General features: G+C 60.7%; 18 protein-coding genes. 5 read left to right on the top strand and 13 right to left on the bottom strand.

Features of this window, described 5'->3' with window-relative positions; all coding sequences use genetic code 11:
- Window positions 1-11 precede the first annotated feature (11 nt).
- Window positions 12-1,355 (top strand): sulfatase, encoded by a 1,344-nt coding sequence (locus ACILSL_RS20490; RefSeq protein WP_395733927.1) that lies wholly within the window; start codon window positions 12-14, stop codon window positions 1,353-1,355.
- A gap of 54 nt (window positions 1,356-1,409) precedes the next feature.
- Window positions 1,410-2,600: a DUF1080 domain-containing protein gene (locus ACILSL_RS20485; RefSeq protein ID WP_395733926.1), complete on the top strand. Its 1,191-nt coding sequence runs from the start codon at window positions 1,410-1,412 to the stop codon at window positions 2,598-2,600.
- A 69-nt stretch (window positions 2,601-2,669) separates the two neighbouring features.
- On the opposite strand, the gene ACILSL_RS20480 is transcribed toward ACILSL_RS20485, so the two are convergent.
- From ACILSL_RS20480 to ACILSL_RS20445, 8 genes are all read right to left on the bottom strand, one after another.
- Window positions 2,670-3,608: an ROK family protein gene (locus tag ACILSL_RS20480; RefSeq protein WP_395733925.1), complete on the bottom strand. Its 939-nt coding sequence runs from the start codon at window positions 3,606-3,608 to the stop codon at window positions 2,670-2,672.
- A gap of 14 nt (window positions 3,609-3,622) precedes the next feature.
- Window positions 3,623-4,363, bottom strand: a complete 741-nt coding sequence (locus ACILSL_RS20475) for a type III pantothenate kinase (RefSeq protein WP_395733924.1) — start codon at window positions 4,361-4,363, stop codon at window positions 3,623-3,625.
- Window positions 4,360-5,079 carry a hypothetical protein gene (locus tag ACILSL_RS20470; protein WP_395733923.1) on the bottom strand — a complete coding sequence of 240 codons (720 nt, stop codon included), beginning with the start codon at window positions 5,077-5,079 and terminating at the stop codon, window positions 4,360-4,362. Before ACILSL_RS20470 ends, ACILSL_RS20475 begins: the two co-directional genes overlap by 4 nt.
- 70 nt (window positions 5,080-5,149) lie before the next feature.
- Window positions 5,150-5,938 carry a phosphate ABC transporter ATP-binding protein PstB gene (gene pstB, locus ACILSL_RS20465; protein WP_395733922.1) on the bottom strand — a complete coding sequence of 263 codons (789 nt, stop codon included), beginning with the start codon at window positions 5,936-5,938 and terminating at the stop codon, window positions 5,150-5,152.
- Between the two features lie 3 nt (window positions 5,939-5,941).
- On the bottom strand, window positions 5,942-6,730 hold the full coding sequence (pstB, locus tag ACILSL_RS20460; protein ID WP_395733921.1) for a phosphate ABC transporter ATP-binding protein PstB: 789 nt from the start codon (window positions 6,728-6,730) through the stop codon (window positions 5,942-5,944).
- A gap of 14 nt (window positions 6,731-6,744) precedes the next feature.
- On the bottom strand, window positions 6,745-7,926 hold the full coding sequence (pstA, locus tag ACILSL_RS20455) for a phosphate ABC transporter permease PstA (protein ID WP_395733920.1): 1,182 nt from the start codon (window positions 7,924-7,926) through the stop codon (window positions 6,745-6,747).
- Complete coding sequence (pstC, locus tag ACILSL_RS20450) at window positions 7,923-9,857, bottom strand: phosphate ABC transporter permease subunit PstC (protein WP_395733919.1); 1,935 nt, start codon at window positions 9,855-9,857, stop codon at window positions 7,923-7,925. The genes pstA and pstC overlap by 4 nt, the downstream gene beginning before the upstream one ends.
- A gap of 94 nt (window positions 9,858-9,951) precedes the next feature.
- Window positions 9,952-10,851, bottom strand: coding sequence for a PstS family phosphate ABC transporter substrate-binding protein (locus tag ACILSL_RS20445; protein WP_395733918.1), 900 nt, complete (start codon window positions 10,849-10,851; stop codon window positions 9,952-9,954).
- 255 nt (window positions 10,852-11,106) lie between these two features.
- On the opposite strand from ACILSL_RS20445, the gene ACILSL_RS20440 reads away from it, so the two are divergent.
- Complete coding sequence (locus ACILSL_RS20440; RefSeq protein ID WP_395733917.1) at window positions 11,107-12,702, top strand: porin; 1,596 nt, start codon at window positions 11,107-11,109, stop codon at window positions 12,700-12,702.
- A gap of 154 nt (window positions 12,703-12,856) precedes the next feature.
- The gene (locus ACILSL_RS20435; protein WP_395733916.1) at window positions 12,857-13,681 is read left to right on the top strand and encodes a hypothetical protein; all 825 of its coding nucleotides are present in this window, start codon (window positions 12,857-12,859) and stop codon (window positions 13,679-13,681) included.
- 1 nt (window position 13,682) lies between these two features.
- Here ACILSL_RS20435 and ACILSL_RS20430 read toward each other — a convergent pair whose 3' ends face one another.
- The 5 genes from ACILSL_RS20430 to pyrH all read right to left on the bottom strand — a co-directional run bounded on the left by ACILSL_RS20430 (window position 13,683) and on the right by pyrH (window position 19,687).
- Window positions 13,683-14,594 (bottom strand): alpha/beta hydrolase, encoded by a 912-nt coding sequence (locus ACILSL_RS20430; protein WP_395733915.1) that lies wholly within the window; start codon window positions 14,592-14,594, stop codon window positions 13,683-13,685.
- Between the two features lie 75 nt (window positions 14,595-14,669).
- Window positions 14,670-17,534, bottom strand: coding sequence for a DUF6600 domain-containing protein (locus ACILSL_RS20425; protein ID WP_395733914.1), 2,865 nt, complete (start codon window positions 17,532-17,534; stop codon window positions 14,670-14,672).
- Window positions 17,535-17,588: 54 nt separating this feature from the next.
- Window positions 17,589-18,266, bottom strand: a complete 678-nt coding sequence (locus ACILSL_RS20420; protein ID WP_395733913.1) for a UDP-N-acetylglucosamine diphosphorylase — start codon at window positions 18,264-18,266, stop codon at window positions 17,589-17,591.
- Window positions 18,267-18,361: 95 nt separating this feature from the next.
- The gene (gene frr / locus ACILSL_RS20415; protein ID WP_395733912.1) at window positions 18,362-18,928 is read right to left on the bottom strand and encodes a ribosome recycling factor; all 567 of its coding nucleotides are present in this window, start codon (window positions 18,926-18,928) and stop codon (window positions 18,362-18,364) included.
- Between the two features lie 21 nt (window positions 18,929-18,949).
- Window positions 18,950-19,687 (bottom strand): UMP kinase, encoded by a 738-nt coding sequence (gene pyrH, locus ACILSL_RS20410; RefSeq protein WP_395733911.1) that lies wholly within the window; start codon window positions 19,685-19,687, stop codon window positions 18,950-18,952.
- A 77-nt stretch (window positions 19,688-19,764) separates the two neighbouring features.
- Between pyrH and ACILSL_RS20405 the strand changes: the two genes are divergently transcribed.
- On the top strand, window positions 19,765-20,928 hold the full coding sequence (locus ACILSL_RS20405) for a trans-sulfuration enzyme family protein (RefSeq protein ID WP_395733910.1): 1,164 nt from the start codon (window positions 19,765-19,767) through the stop codon (window positions 20,926-20,928).
- The last annotated feature ends 310 nt before the right edge of the window (window positions 20,929-21,238 follow it).

Raw genomic sequence — 21,238 nt, 5'->3', positions numbered from 1 at the left:
TAATGACGGCCATGCGCACCTTCCTATTTTACCTCTTTCTCTGCCCGGCTCTCTTTGCCGCCCAGCCCAACATCGTCTTCATCCTCGCGGATGACTTCGGCTACGGAGATCTCGGCTGCATGGGCTGCAAGGACATCGCCACGCCAAACATTGACCGCCTCGCCGCAGAGGGGGTGAAGTTCACCGACTTTTACGCCAACGCCCCCGTCTGCACACCCACCCGCGCCGGATTCATCACCGGTCGCTGGCAGCAGCGCTGCGGCATTGAGTTCGCCTTCGGTTATCAGGTGGAGCAGTTCCGCCGCGTCAAAGGCGCATGGGTGCCCGAGCCAGACATCCACGGCCTCGGCCTTCCCCTTGGCGAAACCACCATCGCTCAGCGCCTCAAATCCGCGAACTACGCCACAGGCGCCTTTGGCAAATGGCACCTCGGCTACAAGGATGAATACAACCCCACCAAACGTGGCTTCGACGAATACTTCGGCGAACTCCTCGGCCATGCCGACTACTACAAGCACACCTACTACGATGGCACCTACGCTCTGCGTGATGGCATGAAGCCCGTGAAACGCGACGGCTACCTCACCGATCTCATCAACGAACGCGCCGTAAAGTTCATTCGCGACCACAAGTCGGCTCCATTCTTCCTGTATGTCCCGCACCTTGCCGTCCACTCGCCGTTTGAAGCACCGGATGCTCCAGACACGCCCATGGTCACCAAGGAAAGCATGCTCAAAGGCAGCCGTGCCATTTACAAAGCCATGGTGGAACGCATCGACCTCGGCGTAGGCAAGATTCTTGCCGAATTAGACACATTGAAACTGGCCGACAACACGCTCGTCGTTTTCTCCAGCGACAATGGTGGGGAGCGCTTCAGCCGCAACGCTCCGCTCTTCCATCACAAAGCCACCGTGTGGGAGGGTGGCATCCGCGTGCCCTGCCTGATGCGCTGGCCGGGGAAAATGCCAAAGGGAAAAGTAACTTCTCAAATGGCCATCACCATGGACCTCCACGCCACCTTCCTCGCTGCCGCCGGCGTCACTGAAATGCCCCCCAAAGCACTCGATGGCATCAATCTGCTACCATTGATCACCGGCGATGCCAAACCCGTGGAACGCACCTTTTACTGGCGCATCGACCGCTCCAACCGCAAGCAGCACGCCATCCGCCAGGGCCCGTGGAAATACATCAACGACGGCAATAGCATGGACCTGCTCTTCAACCTCGATGACGACATCAGCGAACGCACCGACCTCGGCTACCAACACCCCGAAATCCTCGCTGACCTCAAAGCAAAGCTCAAAACTTGGGAAAGCGAGATCGACGCCACCGAGCGCGAGATTTGGGTGAAGTGAGGGTGCGAATCCCCGTTGCTCACAGCTCCTTCCCATCTACCTCTCTCCACCACCATGAACCGACCCACGCTTCACACTCTCGCACTGTCTCTGCTCACCACCGCTGCGCTCGCTGACGGCGCGTTCTACGGCGATCCGCCGGACGCGACTCATCCATGGGCCATTCATGACATGAACCGGCCGCAGCCCGTGCGCGTGGAGCCGGGCACGTTCAGCTCGCAGGAAAAACCGGGCACCCCGCCATCAGATGCGGTCATCCTTTTCGGCGGAAAGCCGGAGGAGATTGAAAAATGGCAGGCAGATAAAACACCTGCCGAGCCCACCAAATGGGAAGTCAAAGACGGCGTGCTGCAATGCGTGCCGGGCAGCGGCTACGTCCGCACCAAAGAAGAATTCTCCGACTGCCAGCTCCACATTGAATGGAGCGCCCCTTCCAAGGTCGAGGGCAACAGCCAGGGCCGTGGCAACAGCGGCGTGTTTCTCATGGGCCAGGTCGAAGTGCAGGTGCTGGACAATTACAACAACCCCAGCTACCCCGATGGCATGGCTTCATCCATCTACGGCATCAATCCGCCGATGGCGAATCCGCTGCGTGCGCCGGGTGAATGGCAGGTTTATGACATCGTGTTCCGCCGCCCCATCTTCAAAGACGGCAAGGAGCTCGATCCCGGCTACATCACCGTTTTCGTGAATGGCGTGCTCACTCAGGACCACACGCCGCTCGAAGGTGGTGGCGGGCACATGCGCCGCTCCTCCCCGAAAGCCTTCCCTGATCAAGGCCCGCTCAAGCTGCAGGACCACGGCAACCCCGTCCGCTATCGCAACATCTGGTACCGACCGCTGCCGAAGCGCGCCATTGAAGGCGGTCAGGCCAGCCACATGAGCGAAGCCGCCACCACGGCCAAGCGTGCGGAGATCGCCAAAGGCATCCGTGAATCGGCCGCCAAGCTCAAAGGCATCGAGAAGATGCTGCACTACTTTGAGTCCCTCTGCTATGCGGACAATGCCGAGGCGCGTGAATTTGCCACCGCAGCCGTGCGCGATTTCGCCAGCGCCATGAAAGAGGTGCCACCCGGCAAGATCGAATCCAAGAAGAACGAAATCCTTCAGGTGACCAAGGCGCTGCGTTACCTGACCAAGTTCAAAATCCTGCCAGAAGACATCGACGCCAAGAAGGATCTGGAAGCCATCATCAAAGTGGAGGACTGGGAGCCCAAACCGCAGCCCAAAGGGAAGAAGAAGTAACCAGCAAAGGTCACAAAAAAGCCCGGTTCCTATGGAGCCGGGCTTTTTTTCGCTCAGGTGCTGCGGTGTTCAGACCGCATCTGCCGCCAGGGCGGCGTTGCCGATGATGCCGGCTTCGTTGCTGAAGCGGGCGGGCAGGATCTGCAGGCGCTCCCAGACCACGGTGCTGAGCATGCTCTGCACCTTGTTTTTGAGCGGCGTAAAGATCAAATCTCCCGCCTGGGCCACACCGCCGCCGATCACGAAGGCATCGGGATTGAGCAGCCACGCGATGCTGGAGATCGCAGTACCAAGCCAGTCGGCCACTTCGCCCCAGATCTGGCGGGCGATGTCATCGCCAGCCTGCGCCGCATCAGCGATCTTTTTGGGTGTGCATTCGGCGATGTCCTTCTCGATCCCCGCCTCGGAATAGCGCAGCACGGCGTGCTCGGCGATCTGCTGGTTGCCGGTGTACTTTTCCAGCGCCCCCAGATTGCCGTAGTGGCCGGCCTTGCCGTTGTAATCAATGCTCATCTGGCCGATCTCTCCCGCCACGAAGCCGCTGCCGCGGAACATCTTGCCATCCAGCACCAGCCCACCGCCGATGCCGGTGCCCATCGTGAGACCGATGACGTTTTTCAGTCCGCGTGCCGCACCATGTCGGAACTCCGCATACGTCATCGCATTCGCATCATTTTCCACGAGCACGGGCAGCCCCGTCTTCTCGCTGAGGATGGCCTTGAGCGGCACATGCTTCCAGCCGGGGACGTTTGTCAGCTCATGCACAAAACCGTGATCAAAATCCACAAGCCCGGGAACACCGACACCAATCGCGCAGATGGCGGGATAGGTCTGCCGCAGTTTGGCGACGCGGGCGGCCATCTCGCCAATGAGTGCGGCAGGTCCGTGGAACTGCATCGTGGGGATGGGCTCGTCCGTGACGAGAAGTTCATCGCCACGGCACACACCGAGTTTCACGGAGGTGCCGCCAAAGTCGATGCCGATGGAAGTTTTGTCAGTTTCAGCCATAACGCGTCCCGCCGTCAGAGCGGGGCGCGGAGATTGCCCACCAAACGCAGTCCGTGCAAGGTCAAATCGGGGTCCGTGGTGATCTCTTCGTCCATGCCGGAAATGATCCATTCCGCATCGCCCCCGGTGGCGACGATGCTGACTTTCTGCCCCCCGAGTTCTTTCTTCAGCGCCTCCAGGATGCCTTTCACCATGCCCCGATACCCGATGGCGGCTCCGGCCAGGATGGCCCCCTCGGTGGACTGGCCGATGGCCGTGATGGGCTCACGAAGATCCACACGGGGCAGCAGGGCGGTGCGTTCGTGCAGGTAATCGGTCATCAGCCGCAGGCCCGGCGCGATCACGCCGCCAATGTAAAACTTGTCGGCGGAGAGAATGTCAAAGGTCACCGCCGTGCCGAAATCGATGACAATGCCCGGAGCGCCGTGCATGTGCGCCAGCGCGACGGCGTTTGCCAGACGGTCGGCGCCGATGCTCTCGGGCTTCGGGTAGCGAATGCCGATGCCCATGGGCGTGTCATACCGCAGTTCGATGAGCTGGTCGCCCAACACTTCACGAAACGCAGGCACCGCCTTGGGCACCACGCTGCAAATCACGGCGCTTTCAAATTGCCAGCCTCGGGTGACCTCACGCACGGCATCGGGCGAAAGCTCGCGCGTGGCATGCTCGCGGCGTTCGAGAATCGTCTCGCTTGTCGCGAGGCCGAACTTGGTGCGACCATTGCCGACGTCGATGAGCAGCTGCTGCCGGCTCATGGCTTGGCCGTGTCGCCTTCCTTCTTGGGCTCTTCTTTTTTCTCTTCCTTCGGAGCCTCTCCAAAAGTGCGCAGGTCGAACATGTTCTCAGGCGCGCCTTGGGGCTCGGGAGGCTTGGGGCGGATGGGGTCACCTTCCACGACGAGGGCCTTGGGCGGGTCCTTGACGAATTTCACGCATTGATAAAGGAGATTGTAGTTGTGGCGGAGTGCAGCCGGGTAGGCGATGCGGCCTGGCTCGGTGACGTTTTCCCGCAGCAGCTTGCCAGCGAGATTGGCGAACACGTTGCTGCTGAGCTTGGCCGCTTTTTCGGCAGTGCCGCCGACGAATTCACCTGCGGCCTTCGCAGCGGAACTGCCACCGCTGCGAAACATGTCGCTGCTGATTCGGCGTGACTGAATGGAGATGGCCGCCTGGGAGGAAAGCAGAGTGCCATCCGGCGCAAAGCTCATCTCAAGGCTGGCGTGATCGTCGGAGGAAAACATGCCGCGGAGATGATCCACCCGCACGGAAATGAAGACGCCGCCATCAGGCGCAGCGGTGACTTCCGGTTTGTAGGTGCGGTAGTACACCTCGGAGAATTTGTACTCGGCGGCCTTCTTTTTTTCCTTGTTCCAGCCACCGAGGCTGGAACCAAATTTTTCGATGTCCACCTCCACACCAGCGCTGGCGACGCTGACAGTGAGAAAGAGCAAGGCAAGGGGGCGGAGATTCATGCAGCATCCACAGTGCGGCATGAAACGATTTTTTCAACTTCGAGGTGAGGCGGCCTGCCCATTCGCCCCCTCAGGTCAGCCGTCCGGTAATATACGCCTCCGTCTGAGGATCGCGCGGGTGATTGAAGATGTTCATCGTTTCATCTTCCTCAATCAGCCGCCCTTTGTAAAAGAACGCGGTGCGGTCGGCGATGCGCTTGGCCTGCTCCATGTTGTGCGTGACGATGACAAACGTGAACTGGCCGCGCAGTTGATGGATCAGCTCCTCGATGCGCGCGGTGGCGATGGGATCGAGCGCGGCGCAGGGCTCGTCCATCAGCAGAATGCGCGGCTGCAGGGCGATGGCGCGGGCGATGCACAATCGCTGCTGCTGACCGCCGGAAAGCCCGGTGGCCACTTCATGGAGGCGGTCCTTCACCTCATCCCACAAGGCGGCGGAGCGCAGGCTGCGTTCGGCGGCTTCCTCAAGATCATGACGGTCCTTGATGCCAGCCACACGCAGTCCGTAAACAGCGTTTTCAAAAATGGAACGCGGGAAGGGATTGTACTTCTGGAACACCATGCCCACATTGCGGCGCAGGTTGATCACATCGACATCCGGCGCATAGAGATCAACGCCATCGATCTTGATCTTGCCACTGACAACGCGGGCGGAGTCCACGAGGTCGTTGATGCGGTTGATGGAACGCAGCAGGGTGCTCTTGCCACAGCCAGACGGGCCGATGAGAGCCGTCACATCCTCGCTGCGCATGTTCAGATCGACGTCAAAGAGCACTTGGTTGTCACCATAGGCGTAGTTGAACTTCTCCACCTGAATGAGCGGCTCTGCGGCGGTGGGTGCTGGAGTGTCGGCGGCCATTGTTTAACTGAAAGTGCCGCGCAAATAAGACTCGGTGAGCTTTTCGCGCGGATTGGTGAAGAGCTCCTCCGTGGGCGCAAACTCAATCAGCTTGCCGAGGTGGAGGAAGGCCGTGTAGTCCGAGACGCGCACGGCCTGCTGCATGTTGTGAGTGACGATGACCACCGTGAACTCTTTGGCGAGCTGGTGCATGAGCTCTTCGATCTTAAGCGTGGAGATGGGGTCGAGTGCCGAGCAGGGCTCGTCCATCAGCAGCACGTCCGGCACCGTGGCGATGGCACGGGCGATGCACAACCGCTGCTGCTGGCCACCGGAGAGGGCGAGGGCGTTCGCATGAAGCCGGTCCTTGAGCTCCTCCCACAGCGCGGCATGCGTCAGCGAACGTTCGACCGCTTCATCGAGCACGCTTTTGTTTTTCTCGCCGTGGATGCGCAGGCCGTAAGCCACGTTTTCGTAGATGCTCTTGGGAAAGGGATTCGACTTCTGGAACACCATCCCGACCTGCTTGCGCAGCTGAGTGAGATCCACATCGTCATCATGGATGTTCTTCCCTTTGACAAGCACCGCCCCCTTCGTGACGCGGGCGCTGGGCACGCGGTCATTCATGCGGTTGATGCAGCGCAGGAGCGTGCTCTTGCCACAGCCCGAAGGCCCGATGAGCGCAGTCACGCGGTGGTATTCGACCTTCAGATTGATGTCGAACAGCGCCTTGCTGGTACCGTAGCAAAAATCCATGTCACGCACCTGAACAACAGGCGGCGGTGTGGACTGGGCGGTGGAATCGGCGGACATGAAAGGAAAAGCAATTACCAGCGATACTTGGCGCGCAGACGTTTGCGCAGCATCACGGAGCTGGCGGCCAGCGAGGCGACCAGAACGAGGAAAACGAAAACAGACCCGTACTGCGCACGCTCGGCGTACTCGTTCTGCGGGATCTTGGCGGCCAGCGTGTAGATGTGATATGGCAGGGCCTGCACCGACTCAGTGAAGATGCCGAAAAAGCGCGCCACACTCTGCTCCCAATGCGCAAAGATGGACGCGTCCGCCGGTAGCGGTGGCAGGTCCTTCTGCCAGGGCAGCTTGTCTTTGAAGGCCAGCGCAGCGGTGAACATGATCGGAGCTGTTTCACCTGCCGCACGGGCGATGCCAAGGATGCTGGAAGTCAGAATGCCGGGCGTGGCGAAGGGCAGCACGCTGTAGCGGATGGTCTGCCAGCGCGTGGCACCGAGCGCCATGCTCGTTTCACGGAACCCCTGCGGCACCGCCTGCAGGCACTGCTCGCTAGCGGTGATGATGACGGGCAGGATGACGAAGGCCAGCGTGAAACCGCCGGAAAGCACGCAGGTGTCCCAGCCTTCAAAGCTCAACGTGGTGAAGCCGAGCGGGATGGAGAACACGGAGCGCTCCGCCGGCACATCGACAAAGGTCGGTGCGGTCAAAACGAACGCCCCCAGGCCAAACAAACCAAACACCACCGAGGGCACGCCCGCGAGATTCAAGATCGCCAGCCGCACCATTTCGAGGAACTTGCCGTGCTTGGCATACTCACTCAGGTAGATTGCACAAGCGACGCCGAGGAAAAGCGCAACTCCCACGCTGACAATCACCAGCAAGGCCGTGCCGACGATCGGCCCCAAGATGCCGCCACCAGAGTAGGAGATGGTTTTTTCCGCACGGAAGTTGTCGCCCAGCTTCTTCTTGATCGCGTCGGCACCGTTCACATCGGTTTCGATGTGGTTGCCCTGCTGGTCTTCGATGACGTGCAGCGTGGCAGGCAGCTCGGTGAGGAACTTGGTGTTCACAAACGGCCACTTCGACTGGAAGGCCACGGGCGCACCTTTGACGAAGATGTGCAGCATGATCGCCAGCGTGATGATGACCACGATGTAGCTGCCGATGCGCAAGGCCCAGCGCGCCGCGGTCTCGCGCTGCTGGATGCCGGAGTTGTCGCCGGCGAAAGGGTTGTCGTTGGTGGGGGCGGAATTCATGCCTTGTGGGGTTCAAAGCGGCGGGCCACGGCACGGGCGCACCAGTTGACCAGCAGCGAGATGGCAAACAGCACGATGCCGACCATGAACAGCGCCTGCCAGTGCGAGCTGCCGCGCGACACCTCGCCAAGTTCCTGCGCGATGATGCCAGTCAGCGTGTGGGCCGGATGGAAAATGACGCCGGGCCCTGCGCTGAAATCAGGAATGGCGATGCGGTTCCCCGCGACGAGCAGCACGACCATCGTCTCGCCCACCACACGACCAAGCCCCAGCAGGATGGCTGAGAGAATGCCGGAGATGCCCGCCGGCACGATGACGCGGAAAACGGTTTGCAGCTTGGTGGCGCCAAGCGCGTCGGAGGCATCAATGTAAGCACGCGGCACGTTGTTCAGCGCATCCTCCGAGAGACTGAACATGGTGGGCACGGCCATGAAAGCGAGCAGGCAGCCTGCATTGAACATGTTCAGACGCTCCTGAATCGGAAAACCGGGCACCCATTGCAGCCAGCTCCATTCACTGACGTCTTTGATCAAATTTCCCACCAGTGAAATGCCGATGAAACCCAGCACGACCGAAGGAATCGCCTGAATAAACTCGATGATCGGCTTGATGATTTCCTTCTCCCGCTCACTGGCAAACTGGTTCGTGTAAATGGCGGCCACCACACTGACGGGCGTGGCGATCAAAATGGCAATGGCGGCAATGACCAGCGATCCCGTCAGCAACGGCACAAAGCCAAAGAAGTCCTGCCAGGAGCTGTTCGTGATCCATTGGGTGCCGAAAAAGAAAGCGCCGATGACGCTGAAAATAGAAACAGGTTTGTCCCAGCGCCAGCCTTCCAGCTTTCCAGCCGCGGCCCGCATTTCCCGGGCATGCACCGGAATCCCTTCACGCACTTCGTTGACCAGCTTGCGGGCGGCTCCGGTGCCCGCGTCTTTGGGCAGATCAGCAGCGGCCTTTTCAATGACCACGGCATATTTTTCCACCTGCTCACGCAGTTCAGCCGTGCGTCCGGTGATTTCCTTGATGCTCTCCGCCAGATTCACTGTTTCAGCGACGGATTCCTCCGCCTCCTTGGTCAGGCTGGCTTTTTCTTTCGGATCAGTCTCGGTGGCGGCGGCTTCGAGAAGGCGCAGACGGTTGGTTTCCAGCACCTCAAACTCCACGGCTTTCTCCTTCGTCTCCAAAGCCTTCGCCTTGAGTTCGTCCACCACTTCCTGGAGGGGCTCTGTGGCTTCCTCAAATTCTTCCTGCGCCGTCACAAGCGCGGCAAATTTCGTGCGTGCTTCGCGGTCTTTCGCACTGAAATCCGCCACAAGTGTCTGCACCAGCGGTGGCAGGTCAGTGACTTCGGGCGTAAGCGCAGAAAATTCGCGCTGCAGCTGCTCACGCTCTGCAGCACTGAAAACGGCTGGATATTCCAGCGCTTTCGCAGCAGCCGCAGACGCCTCAGCCAGTTCACGGCGAAAAACCTCGGTCTGCTCCGGTGCAGGGGGCGTCTTCTCTAGGGCCTGTGTGAGCGATTCGCGCGGCCGCGCGGTCTTGTCCTCCACCTGCCGCTTGAGCAAAAAGGCCGCATCACGGCGGTCACGTGCTGTCTTGCTGATCGTTTCCAAGGAAGCACTCACCGCCTGGCGCAGACTGCTGGAAAGCGCCTGATTCCGCTGCAGCGGCTGGTCGATGATGTCACAAAATTCCAGCCCTGCCCGGCGGTAGGTCTGCAGCTCGCGCTGGTAGGTCGGCAGAAAATCAATGCCCTCACGCAGCAGGAACACCATGATCAGCACCAGCACGATGATGGCCACGCTCGCATTGCTGCCGAAGAAGTATTTGATCAGCTTCTGGGGATCCACCCCAAGAATGGTGTGCTTGCGACTCCTGAGCAGCACGCTGCGCAGCGGCGGTCTGCTGGGCGGCGGGAGGCTGTTCATGCGGCTATGAGGGAAGAATGCACCAGAGTTGAAAACAAATCCGGCGGTCGAGACATGTCTCTTCCGCCGGACTGGTGAATCGGTCAATCAACAGTTATTTCGCAATGCTAAGTGGGACAAAACCTGCCTTGCTGACAATGGCGTCCCCCGCAGGGCTGAGGCAGAAATCAATGAAGGCCTTGGTGGTGCCGGTTGGCTCGCCGCTGGTGTAGAGGAAGGTTGGACGGGACAGCGGGTAGGACTTCACCGCCGCTGGGCTGGGGAAAGCGCCTGCGATGGATACCACCTTGATGCCCTTCGCACCGGAATAAGCGTAGCCGACATAACCGATGCCGTTCGGATTGGAGCCCACCTCAGCGGCAATCTGCTCATTCCCAGCCATCTTCTGGCTGTTTTTGCCATACTCACGGCCTTTCATGGCCAGACCAATGAAGTCTTTGTACGTGCCCGAGGATGTGTTGCGGGTGTAAACCGAGATTGGGCCGGGGGTGCCGCCGACTTCGCTCCAGTCCTTGATGTCACCGGCAAAAATCTGCAGCAACTGCTTTTTGGAGAGATCGGACACGGGATTGTTCTTGTTCACCACGACGGAGATCATGTCCCAGGCGACTTCGTATTCCGTGAGGGTCACTCCCTTGCTGCGGCAAAGCGTGCGCTCATCCGCCTTCACCTTGCGGCTGGACATGCCCACTTCGGCGGTGCCGGAGGCCAGATTCGTGAACGCGGTGGAGGAACCTTCCGCTGCGATGTCAAAGCTGACTTTGCCGCCCTGCTTCTTGAAGGATTCGGCCAGCTGCGGGACGAGCTTGGCTCCGAGGGTGTCGGATCCACGAATGCGCAGGGTGGTTTGAGCCTGAAGCGAAAGCGCAGCAGTCAGGGTGGTGACAAGGGTAAGGAAGGCGATCTTCATGAGGGTTGTAGGATAGAGTAAGGCGATAAGCTTGTCCGCCGGCAGTTCGCGGGTGACGAGGCGGATATTGGCGGAAGGGGGCAAGTGGTCAAAATGCGCTCTGTGACGAAAGCGTCACAATCAAAATACGGAGCTTGTCGCATCCTCTCAAGGGGCAATCTGCATGTGAATAACTCACTTTCGTGACGAAAGCGTCACATTAAGAACCTCGCAGGGGAAACCGGTTACAGCCATGTGACATTCCTTTCCTAGGCGATACCACATCGCCTGGGGGAGTTCATTCAACTCACCTGATTCACCTCACACATGCGCCTCAAACATTCCCGCATATCCCGTGTCATGGCTGCCCTTGCAGCCGTCGCCATCGCCCTGCCCCCGTCCTTGCCAGTTGCCGCCGGTCCGGCCATGGAAAAGCTCTTCTCCATCATGAAGGCCAAGGGCACCCTGAGCCAGGAGGAGTATGACTTGCTGGTCGCCGCCTCCCGTGAAGAGGACAAAGAGCGGGATAAAGCCGCAGTGGCAGCCGCTCCGGTGCCAGCAGTTCCTGCTCCTGCAGCCGGTTCGACGGCAAACACCTCCGCTCTGGAAAAGCGCCTGGCTCAGACCGAAAGCAAGCTGGGCAATCTTGAGAATGCCCTGAGCAAGGCTGGCGGTACGACGCTGGAAAAACGCCTCACCCAGACCGAGAGCAAGGTGGGCGATCTCGAAAACGTCATTTCCACGACTCGTGGACAGATCGAGGACATCTCCAAGATCACCGACAACACCTCCCCCTCCACCATGTCTTCAGCAGAGCTCGACACCCTGCTGGCCGACAAATGGTACGAGCGCCTGAAAATGAAGGGCTACCTCCAGGTGCGTGCGGATTCCGTCATGCACGAAGATGGCGGCCAGTTGCATGTGCAAAATGACTCGTTCGCCAATGACCAGTCGAGCATCGGCATCCGCCGCGGCCGTCTGGCCTTCAGCGGCGACCTCACCAACCACGTCTATCTCTATTTCCAGGCAGACTTGTTTGGCGGCGTCAATGGCAATGGCGGTATGCAGGCGCGCGACTATTACGCCGATGTTTCCCTCGACCCTGCTCGTGAACATCGCGTCCGCATGGGTCTGTCCAAAGTCCCCTATGGCCATGCCATCTTGCAATCCTCCCAGAATCGGCTCGCCTTGGAGCGCCCTGAAGCCATCAGCACCGCTGTCGAAGGCGAGCGTGACTTCGGCGTCTACTACATGTATGCCCCTTACGAGATCCGCGAACGTTTCAAAAACCTCGTCAAGATGGGTCTGCGCGGTTCGGGTGACTATGGCATGATCGCCTTTGGTGCTTTTTCCGGCCAGGGCATCAACAAGCCGGATACGAACGGACAGCCGCATTGGGCGGCCCGTGCCACCTATCCCTTCGAGTTCGACAACGGTCAGTTCCTCGAGCTCGGCATTCAGGGCTACGCTGGCAAATTCAACACCACCACGGCAGCCATCCCCGGCGTGGGAACGCCTGCCAATGGCAACGGCGGCAACCGCGGCTTCACCGATGCACGCGTCGGCATTTCCGCCATCCTGTACCCACAGCCCTTCGGCATCGAAACCGAATGGAACTGGGGCAAAGGCCCGCAGCTCTCGAGCGACATGCGCACCATCACCTCCTCCAGTCTGAGCGGCGGCTATGTGCAGGCGAATTACCGCCACGTGTTTGCCAACCAGAAGGAACTCATCCCCTTCGCCCGCTGGCAGACCTACAACGGTGGTCGTAAATTTGCGACCAACGCTCCCAAGGACAAGGTCAATGAAGTGGGCTTTGGTGTCCGCTTCATCCCCTACCCGGAGCTGGAACTCACGGCCATGTTCATGCACGGCATGCGCACCAACACAAACGTGGCTCCCTACAGCAGTGTGAACTACGACTACCTCGGCTTGCAGGCCCAGGTCAATTTCTAAGCGCTATCTTTTGGTTAAGGTTGAGTGGGAGGCCGGATGCATCGGGAATGCGTCCGGCCTCTTCGTTTTCACGCGGTTGGGACGAACGGATGCAGGGTTGCTTTGTCTCATGTCATCCTTTAGTTTCCTCCTTCACTCCAAATCCAGCGGCCTCATGGAAACCACACTCCAGCAGATTCTGTATGTTGCGGCAGTCATCGTTTTTGCCATCGCCTGCCGCTCCTTCAACAACCGCTTCATCCAGAAGCTGGGCTGGCTGGCGTTGCTGGGCGCCTCCTACCTCAGCGGCTACTACCTGACCTACTCGCACATCGGCGGCGCCATCTTTGTCGGTGCCTGGTTCATGCTGCCATGGATGGAAATCGTCTTCCGTGTCCGGCGGCTGCGCTTCCCCATCAAAAGCGAGGTCAAGCACCGCTTCCCCCCTTCCCGTGAGGTCTTCCCGGAACTCTCCGAGCTCAGCAGCGAGGCGGATGATGACGGATTCACCGAAGTCGGCGACACCGGCTGGAAGTTCAGCCAGACCGACTACTTCATGCGGCTCTTCTACCATGCGGAAAAACGCATGCAGGCCGCCATTGCACTGGCGCAGCAGGGAGAATTTGGCTTTTCCTACGTCAGCCTCACTTCACGCACCACCAGCGGAGTCACCTTCACCACGACGAACTACCCCTTCGCCGCCACGATGAAGCACTCCCCCAAGCAGCGCCTGAACCGCTTCACCCATGCGGGCTCGTTCTCAGACCTGCTGGAGCGCCATGAAGACTTTCTCCACACCGAAGGCATCCGCTCCGAAGACCTGGCGCTGCAGGACACCGAGTACCTCCACGCCTACATCGAGCGCGACATGAGCGTGCTCATTGACCACAACATCACCGCCGGCGTCATCGAACCCACCGGCAACGGCGAATTCCGCTACTCATGGCGCGGCTGCATCTTCCTCTACTGGCAGGTCGTGAAGGACATGTTGAGGGTGTGAATTAGGGGCGTGGCAGCCACTCGCGCAGCTTGGCCATCGTCTGCGTCGTGTGGCTGAGGAGGAAAAAATGATCCGCCTGCGGTACGGTGAATTCCTGCGTGGCGGGTGCGAGCTGCCTCACTTGCGCCATGCGCCGGGCGAAGTCTCCCGACTTCACAAAGTACTCGCTGCCTCCAGCGATGAACGCAGCCCGCGCATCACGCGGAAATTTCAGCAGCAGGTCCTCTGGCGGGTAGGCCGCCATGCAGATCAGGCGGTCAAAGCGTTCCGGGTGCTTCGTGTACACATCACATGCGCCAAAGCCACCTGCGGACAGCCCCATTAAAACAGGCTTCACCACCGGCCGGCCCAGCCGCAGGCCCACGGCCTGCGCGCACTCCTGCACATACTCGCTGGAAAGGGTTGAGGTGTTGATGCCATGCGCCGGACAGATGATGATGTGATTGCCGAAATGCTCGGCCAGCAAATGCTGATACCAAAGAAAACTGCCGCCATACCCGTGCAGAAACAGCAGCACCGGCGTGCGCGCATCCGCCCCCGTGGGCACATGCACCAGCGCCAGCCCTTCCTGCGGTCGTTTTTCCGCAAAACAGTACGGCAGTGCCGAAGCAACATCGGAGTATGCCGGTGTTTTGGCGATCAATACATAGCGCTCTGCCACCAGCGGGCGCATCATGCCTGCCTGCGCAGGCGTCAGTCCGAGCAGCGCGGGTTGTGACAGGGCCAGGGCGACGATCGCAGACTCTGGCAGCGTGGTCAGCGCCAGCCGAAACATCGGCAGAAAATCAGCCGCCGGACGGCTGAACTGAGGTGGTGCTGCCGCGTGCGTGGTTTTCCAAGTGACCCGGATGACCTCATCCGCATGCACTGTCCATGAACCGCAGATCAGGAAAAGGGGAAGCAGCCAGCGCATCCCAAAATTCTACCGCGCCAGCCTGCCTCACGACAATCAGGAACTGCGAGGGGCTGGGCGAATCTTCGCATCAGATCACGATCCAGGCGCTGGCTGCGGCTGATTGCGGGCGGCTTCGGCAGCGGCCCTCTGTGCGGCTTCGACAGCGGCCCGTTGCGCGGCCTCTGCAGCAGCACGCTGGGCTTCTTCCTGAGCACGACGCGCCTGCTCCTCAGCCTGGCGCTGCGCCATCTCCTGGGCACGGCGGGCCTGTTCTTCCGCCTGACGCTGGGCCATTTCTTGCGCACGCTGGGCCGCCTCCTGCTGCCTGCGTGCCTGCTCTTCGGCCTGGCGCTGCGCCATCTCTTGCGCCCGTTGTGCCGCCTCCTGCTGGGCGCGCATTTGCTGTTCTTCAGCGGCACGGCGTGCCTGCTCCTGCGCACGCTGCATCTCAGCCTCCTGCTGCCTGCGTACCTGCTCTTCAGCCCGGCGCTGCTCCATTTCCTGCTCCCGTTGTGCAGCCTCCTGCTGGGCGCGCATCTGCTGTTCTTCGGCAGCACGGCGTGCCTGCTCCTGCGCGCGCTGCATTTCAGCCTCCTGCTGGCGGCGGGCCTGCTCTTCGGCCTGACGCTGCGCCATCTCCTGCGTGCGGCGTTCGGTTTCTTGCTGCGTCTTCATCTGCTGCTCTTCAGCGGTACGGCGGGCGGCTTCCTCCTGCTGGCGCTGCTGCATGGCTGCGGCTTCCGTTTGCTGGCGGACGCGCTCGGCCTCCGCTGCGGCGGCCTGTTCGGAAGCCATGCGCTCAGCCGTGGCACGCTGCTGCTGCGCTGCCATCTCCTGTTGCTGCTGGGCCGCCGTCGCAGCGGCCTGCTGGCGTGCTTTTTCAGCCTCGGCGGCAGCTTGGTCGGCCGCCATGCGCTGCTGCTGGGCCGCCACCGCCTCCTGCTGCGCAGCGGCGGCCTGCATGCGGCTCTTTTCCGCTTCGGCATTCATCACGGCCTGTTCAGCGGCTTTTTTCTCTGCCAGCCCACGTTCTTGCATCTCCTGCTGCTGGCGCTGCTCCATGGCGGCCGCATGGCCCCGTTCCCGGCCAGCGTGCATGCGAGCTTTTTCAGCTTCGGCAGCCATTTTCTCTGCGGCCACCGGTGGCGGTGAAACCACGGGTTCAGTCGGCTGCGGCATGGCGGCGGGTGGAGCATTCACCGCAGCGGGCGGGGTGCTTTCAGACGCGCTGACAGGCACCCCCGGGGTGGCCGAAGGCTCAGGAGCCTTGTTCTCCACCACGGCAGGCATCACGGCTGGGACTGACGGTGCTGCGGCGGGAGCGCTAGTCTCCACCACCTTGCTGTCAGGCGGCACGTTCGGTGCCTGGGGGTCCCTCACCCCGGACTGGCCATGGCGCCTGGGTTCTCTGGCTGAGCCAGGCTCCGCAGCGACGGCGGGACGCACGGTTTCCTGCGCCGGAGCATTCGGTAACGCAGGCATGTTGGCAGTCACCTCAGCTTCCGCTGAACGCCGGGGAAATGGATGCGGCATGTTCCCCTGCCCCGGCTGCTGCTGGACTCCCGTCGGCACCACGGGCGCGGCGCTTTGAGCTGGCACCGGCGTTTCAGCAGCAACGGCGGGACGCACGGTTTCCTGGGGCGGAGTGCTTGGCACCGCAGGAGCACCATTGACGACCACCGGAGCTGCGGTCGGATGACGGCCAGATTGATGTGGCGTGCGTCCATGGGTCGGCTGCTGCTGCACCGCTGCGGTCTCTTTCTCTCGGTCAATGTTCTCACGGATCTGCCGGGCAGCCTGCTGAGGCACGCCTTCAAATCCACCCATCAAAACCGGTTTTTGAATGTGCTCTTTGATTTCGGGACGCCTCATGTGGCCCCCCGGGGACACGGCCGGAAGTTCCACCATGGCGACGGGCGCGGTGGCGTCTCTGCGCCCATGCGGCTGCTGGCGCACCGGCATCTGGTCGGCGTGCATGGATTGCACCTGCCGCTGAGGCACCGGCTGCCCGCAGGCCTGCTCCATCTGGCTGCGGGGTGGTCCCCCTTGGTGAACAAACGCATGGCCCCGGCTGTGGCTGGGCACGATCTGCGTCACATTCACGCTGTGCTGGAAGATCGTGGTCTGCCGCGTCACGGGCGCATAGACATTGATGTAACTCGAACTCACAAACTGGTTCGTGTTGATGAACGTGTAGCTGCTGGGGCCGAGGCCGTAGCGTGAGTCACAGTCGCGATACACCCCGCTGCACACCCCCTGCTCAGGCGGCAGAGGAGCCCAGCCCACGCAATCCCGGCTTTGACGCCAGGCGACCCACGCCGGAGCCCAATCGCTGCCCGGCACCCAGACCCACCCGTAGCGCGCCAGATTCACCCAGCGGCCATAGTGGTAGGTGGCCCAGCCAAAGGGCTCGTTCGACTGCCAGGCCCAGCCAAGCGATGACCACACCCAGCAGCCATCCACATAGGGCCGCCAGCCCGCCACGGTGATGGTAGGCCGCCAGCAGTAGCCGTAGCCATTCACCTCAAACCAGCGGCCAAAAGGCGTCAGACGGTCATAGAACAACGAGTAATCAGGCAGCGCCATGGGCTGCGGCACCACATTTGGCTGGGGCGTGACGACGATGCGCTGGGTGATGGCATTGCTCTGCTGCCGCGCAGCATCCGCCTGCACACGCAGTTCCTCATTCTGCCGCTTTAAGGCATCCAGAGAACTGCGCAGTTCCGCATTATCACGATCCTTCAGGGACTGCGCCATCTCCGCGAGCTGCTTGTCCATCAAGGCCGTCTTCGTTTCGATCTCCAAGGCCTGGCGCTGCAAGGCGTCGCGTGCCTCCGCAAGCTGGCTGTCTGCTTCTTCTGTCACTGGTGCCGCAGCCGCAGGCGGCATGGGTTTGTCACAGTTCGCCAGCGACAGGATGGCCGAAACAACAAGGAGCAGGCGGAAAGGAGATTTCATAAACATGGGATGCTGCTCTGACTCCCACGACCCAAATTGTATTCATTCTCTCAGCTAACGCCGACGCTTCACCACCTGCTGCGTCTGCCGCGTCTTCAGCATGAGATCGGCCTCCAGCACCCCGCTGAAGTGGGTCAGCGGATAAATAATGCTGCGCCGGCCAATGATGCTGCCGGGGCTGATCACGCTGTTGCAGCCGATCTCAGCGTAGTCGCCCACCACCGCACCAAATTTTCGCAGGCTGGTGGGGATGACATCGGTATCGGTTTTGACCGTGACCTCCAAGCGATCCAGCCGCACGTTGGAAAGGATCACACCGGCAGCCAGATGCGCCTTGTGGCCGAGAATCGAGTCGCCCACGTAGTTGTAATGCGGCACCTCGCAGCCGTCGAACACCACGCAGTTCTTGAATTCACAGGAGTTCCCCAGCACGCAGCCGTCGCCGATGATCACGTTCTCGCGGATGTAGCAGCCTGCGCGGATCTGGCAGTTGCGACCGATCCACGCCGGACCTTTAATCACCGCGCCGGGCTCAATGGTGGTGCCTTCGTCAATGAAGACATCCTCGCCAATGAACGCCCCCGGTGGCACCTGCACGCGGATTTCGCGCTGCAAACGGAAGTCCAGATACGATTCGATCCGCGCCAGCGCCGTCCATACGGGCGAGTCATCCGGAAACAGGATGCCATGCTTCGTATGGGTCAGGTCGAGGTAGTCGCGGGCGGGAAACATCAACAAAAGTTCAAAGTTTCAGGTTCAAAGTTTCAAGTTTTCAGAGGCATCATTTCAGACTGAACTTGAACCCTTAAACTTGAAACTGGATCGGCCTAGACCGTCATGATCTCTTTCTCTTTCGAAGCCACATGCTGGTCGATTTCAGCGATCTTCTTGTCGGTCATGGCCTGAATCTCTTTTTCCATGCGGTGGAGGTCATCTTCCGTGATGTGACCATCCTTCTCGCCTTTCTTGATGGTTTCGAGGCTGTCACGACGGGCGGAGCGCACCCGCACGCGGGCGTCTTCGCCCAGGGTCTTGCACATCTTCACCATCTGCTCACGGCGTTCGGTGGAGAGGGAGGGAATCGGCAGGCGGATCACCTTGCCTTCAATGCTGCCGTTCAGGCCCAGGCGCGATTCGCGGATCGCGCGGTCAATGTCCTGCAGAGTAGAGGAATCAAAGGGCTCGATGCGAATGAGGCGGGCATCCGGCGTGGTGATCATTGCCAGCTGCTTCAGCTTCATGTGGCTGCCGTAGCTCATCACATGCACGTCCATGTTTTCCACCAGCGTCGGCGAGGCCTTGCCTGTGCGCACGGTGGCAAATTCGTGGATGGCGTGCTCCACCGCCTTCGTCATGGCCTCTTCGGCCTCCATCATCGTCAGTTCAGGGTCCATATCAGTGTCGTGTTAAATTGTTCAGCCTTTCGCATCCACCATCGTCCCGATGTATTCGCCGATGAGCGCCCGGCGGATGTTGTCAGGTTCGTTCATGCTGAAAACGCCGATAGGCATGTTGTTTTCCATGCACAGGGAGAAAGCGGTCGAGTCCATCACCTTGAGCTGGCGTGTCAGGCACTCGTGAAAGCTGACGCGGTCAAATTTGACGGCGTTCGGGTTCTTGTTGGGATCGGAATCGTAGATGCCATCCACCTTCGTGGCCTTGAGCACGATCTCCGCATTGATCTCGCTGGCACGCAGCGCCGCAGTGGTGTCCGTGGAGAAAAACGGATTGCCCGTGCCGGCGGCGAAGATGACCACGCGGCCCAGCTCCAGGTGGCGCATCGCTTTGCGGCGGATGAAGGGCTCGGCCACATTGTCCATCTTGATGGCGCTTTGCACCCGCGTCGGCACGTCCATCGCCTCCAGCATGCTCTGCACCGCGAGCGAATTCATCACCGTGGCCAGCATGCCCATGTAATCGGCCGTGGCGCGCTCCATGCCCTTGTTGCTGGCGGTCACGCCGCGCCAGAAGTTGCCTCCGCCCACGACGAGGGCGATTTCGAGCCCGGTCTGGTGGGCTGCCTTGATCTGCGCCGCCATGTCTTCAACGATGGGCGGGGAAATATTGTCATGGCTGCCCGGCTCTCTCAGCGCTTCACCGCTGAGTTTGAGCAGAACGCGACGGAATTTTCGAGGGGCGGTGGAGTCGGACATGAAAGATCAGAGTATAACTCATAAAGCATGCACGCAGGGGCCTTGCAAAGCTAAATCTGCATGTCACTCATCCCGTTATGAAAGACGACCCTTCCATCCCCGCCGACGCACGCTTTGAAACGCGAGCCATTCATGTGGGCCAGGACTACCGCAGTGAGACCGGCGCCGTGATTCCGCCGATCTACATGACCTCCACGTTTGAGACCGGGAATCCCAACGGCTTTGACTACACGCGCTCCGGCAATCCGAACTTCCGCAACCTCCAGAGCACGCTCGCCAGCCTGGAAAACGCGAAGCACAGCACCGTCTTCGCCAGCGGCCTCAGCGCCATCTCCGCCATCCTCTTCTCCCTCAAGACCGGCGACACCATTCTCTCCGAGCAGCAGATCTACGGCTGCACCTACCGCATCTTCGAAAAGGTGCTGAAGCGCTTCGGCGTCAAAATCAAATACGCCAACCTCACCAACCCGGAGAACTACGACCTCATCACGCGCCTGAAGCCCGCGCTGGTCTGGCTGGAATCCCCCACCAACCCGCTGCTCAAGATCCTGGATATCAAGGCCATCAGCGAGGTCGCGCACAAGGTCGGCAGCATTGTGGCCATGGACAACACCTTTGCCTCCAGCCTGCTGCAGCAGCCGCTGGATCTGGGTGCCGATCTCTCCCTGCTCAGCACCACCAAGTACACCAACGGCCACAGCGACGCCCTCGGCGGTGCCGTTTGCACCAATCTGGACGAATGGCAGGAGAAAATGATCTTCGCCCAGAAGGCCATCGGCCTGCAGCCCAGCCCCTTCGACACCTGGCTCATCTCCCGCGGTGCCAAAACCGAAGCCGTGCGCATGGAGCGCCACTGCTCCAACGCCCTCGAACTCGCCCAGCGCCTGGAAGGGCGCAAAGGCGTGAAGAGCGTGAAGTACCCCTTCCTGAAGAGCCATCCGCAGTTCAAGCTCGCCAAAAAGCAGATGTCTGCCGGTGGCGGCATGCTCCTGGCCGATTTCGGCCTCAGCTACGGCGACACCCTCGCCTTCATCCGCCGCCTGCGTCTCTTCACCCAGGCCGAAAGCCTCGGCGGCATCGAAAGCCTCGTCGCCCATCCCGCCAGCATGACCCACGCCTCCATCCCCAAAGACGCCCGCGAAGCCGCCGGCGTCACCGACGGGCTGGTGCGCTTCTCCGTGGGCATCGAACACGTGGAAGACCTGTGGAAGGACATTGATGCCGCGCTGAAGAAGAAGTGATCGCAGCTACCCTTCAGCGTGAAGGGTCGCGCGAGCGTTTTGGAGTGCTCCAGTCCTCTGGAGCTTTCCGCATGACAAGAATACGACGAAAGCGCCCCGCGCTGCCGCATTCCCGTTGCCTCCCGCCCCCGTATGAAGAAAAGTGTCCTCCCTCTCAAATGTCCGACCTTTTCACCCACCCTCTCTGCAACGCCGAAGACCTCGGCAAGGCGATCCCTGACCACGACCTCGGCGTGTCCGTGTGCCTGCCGCTGTGGGAGCATGTGATCGGCTATGAAGAGGGCGACCAGCGGATCGTTTCCCAGTTCAA

The sequence above is a fragment of the Prosthecobacter sp. genome, assembly GCF_044222345.1.
Taxonomy (GTDB): Bacteria; Verrucomicrobiota; Verrucomicrobiia; order Verrucomicrobiales; family Verrucomicrobiaceae; genus Prosthecobacter.
This window is presented reverse-complemented; position numbering and strand designations above follow the sequence as displayed.

Excerpts from the sequence above, each read along its gene's own strand:
- frr (WP_395733912.1), bottom strand. The coding sequence starts at position 18,928 with ATGGACCCTGAACTGACGATGATGGAGGCCGAAGAGGCCATGACGAAG.
- ACILSL_RS20435 (WP_395733916.1), top strand. The coding sequence starts at position 12,857 with ATGGAAACCACACTCCAGCAGATTCTGTATGTTGCGGCAGTCATCGTT.
- ACILSL_RS20405 (WP_395733910.1), top strand. The coding sequence starts at position 19,765 with ATGAAAGACGACCCTTCCATCCCCGCCGACGCACGCTTTGAAACGCGA.
- ACILSL_RS20440 (WP_395733917.1), top strand. The coding sequence starts at position 11,107 with ATGGCTGCCCTTGCAGCCGTCGCCATCGCCCTGCCCCCGTCCTTGCCA.
- pstB (WP_395733921.1), bottom strand. The coding sequence starts at position 6,730 with ATGTCCGCCGATTCCACCGCCCAGTCCACACCGCCGCCTGTTGTTCAG.
- ACILSL_RS20480 (WP_395733925.1), bottom strand. The coding sequence starts at position 3,608 with ATGGCTGAAACTGACAAAACTTCCATCGGCATCGACTTTGGCGGCACC.
- ACILSL_RS20490 (WP_395733927.1), top strand. The coding sequence starts at position 12 with ATGCGCACCTTCCTATTTTACCTCTTTCTCTGCCCGGCTCTCTTTGCC.
- ACILSL_RS20470 (WP_395733923.1), bottom strand. The coding sequence starts at position 5,079 with ATGAATCTCCGCCCCCTTGCCTTGCTCTTTCTCACTGTCAGCGTCGCC.
- pyrH (WP_395733911.1), bottom strand. The coding sequence starts at position 19,687 with ATGTCCGACTCCACCGCCCCTCGAAAATTCCGTCGCGTTCTGCTCAAA.
- ACILSL_RS20420 (WP_395733913.1), bottom strand. The coding sequence starts at position 18,266 with ATGTTTCCCGCCCGCGACTACCTCGACCTGACCCATACGAAGCATGGC.
- ACILSL_RS20475 (WP_395733924.1), bottom strand. The coding sequence starts at position 4,363 with ATGAGCCGGCAGCAGCTGCTCATCGACGTCGGCAATGGTCGCACCAAG.
- ACILSL_RS20430 (WP_395733915.1), bottom strand. The coding sequence starts at position 14,594 with ATGCGCTGGCTGCTTCCCCTTTTCCTGATCTGCGGTTCATGGACAGTG.
- pstB (WP_395733922.1), bottom strand. The coding sequence starts at position 5,938 with ATGGCCGCCGACACTCCAGCACCCACCGCCGCAGAGCCGCTCATTCAG.
- pstC (WP_395733919.1), bottom strand. The coding sequence starts at position 9,857 with ATGAACAGCCTCCCGCCGCCCAGCAGACCGCCGCTGCGCAGCGTGCTG.
- ACILSL_RS20425 (WP_395733914.1), bottom strand. The coding sequence starts at position 17,534 with ATGAAATCTCCTTTCCGCCTGCTCCTTGTTGTTTCGGCCATCCTGTCG.
- pstA (WP_395733920.1), bottom strand. The coding sequence starts at position 7,926 with ATGAATTCCGCCCCCACCAACGACAACCCTTTCGCCGGCGACAACTCC.
- ACILSL_RS20485 (WP_395733926.1), top strand. The coding sequence starts at position 1,410 with ATGAACCGACCCACGCTTCACACTCTCGCACTGTCTCTGCTCACCACC.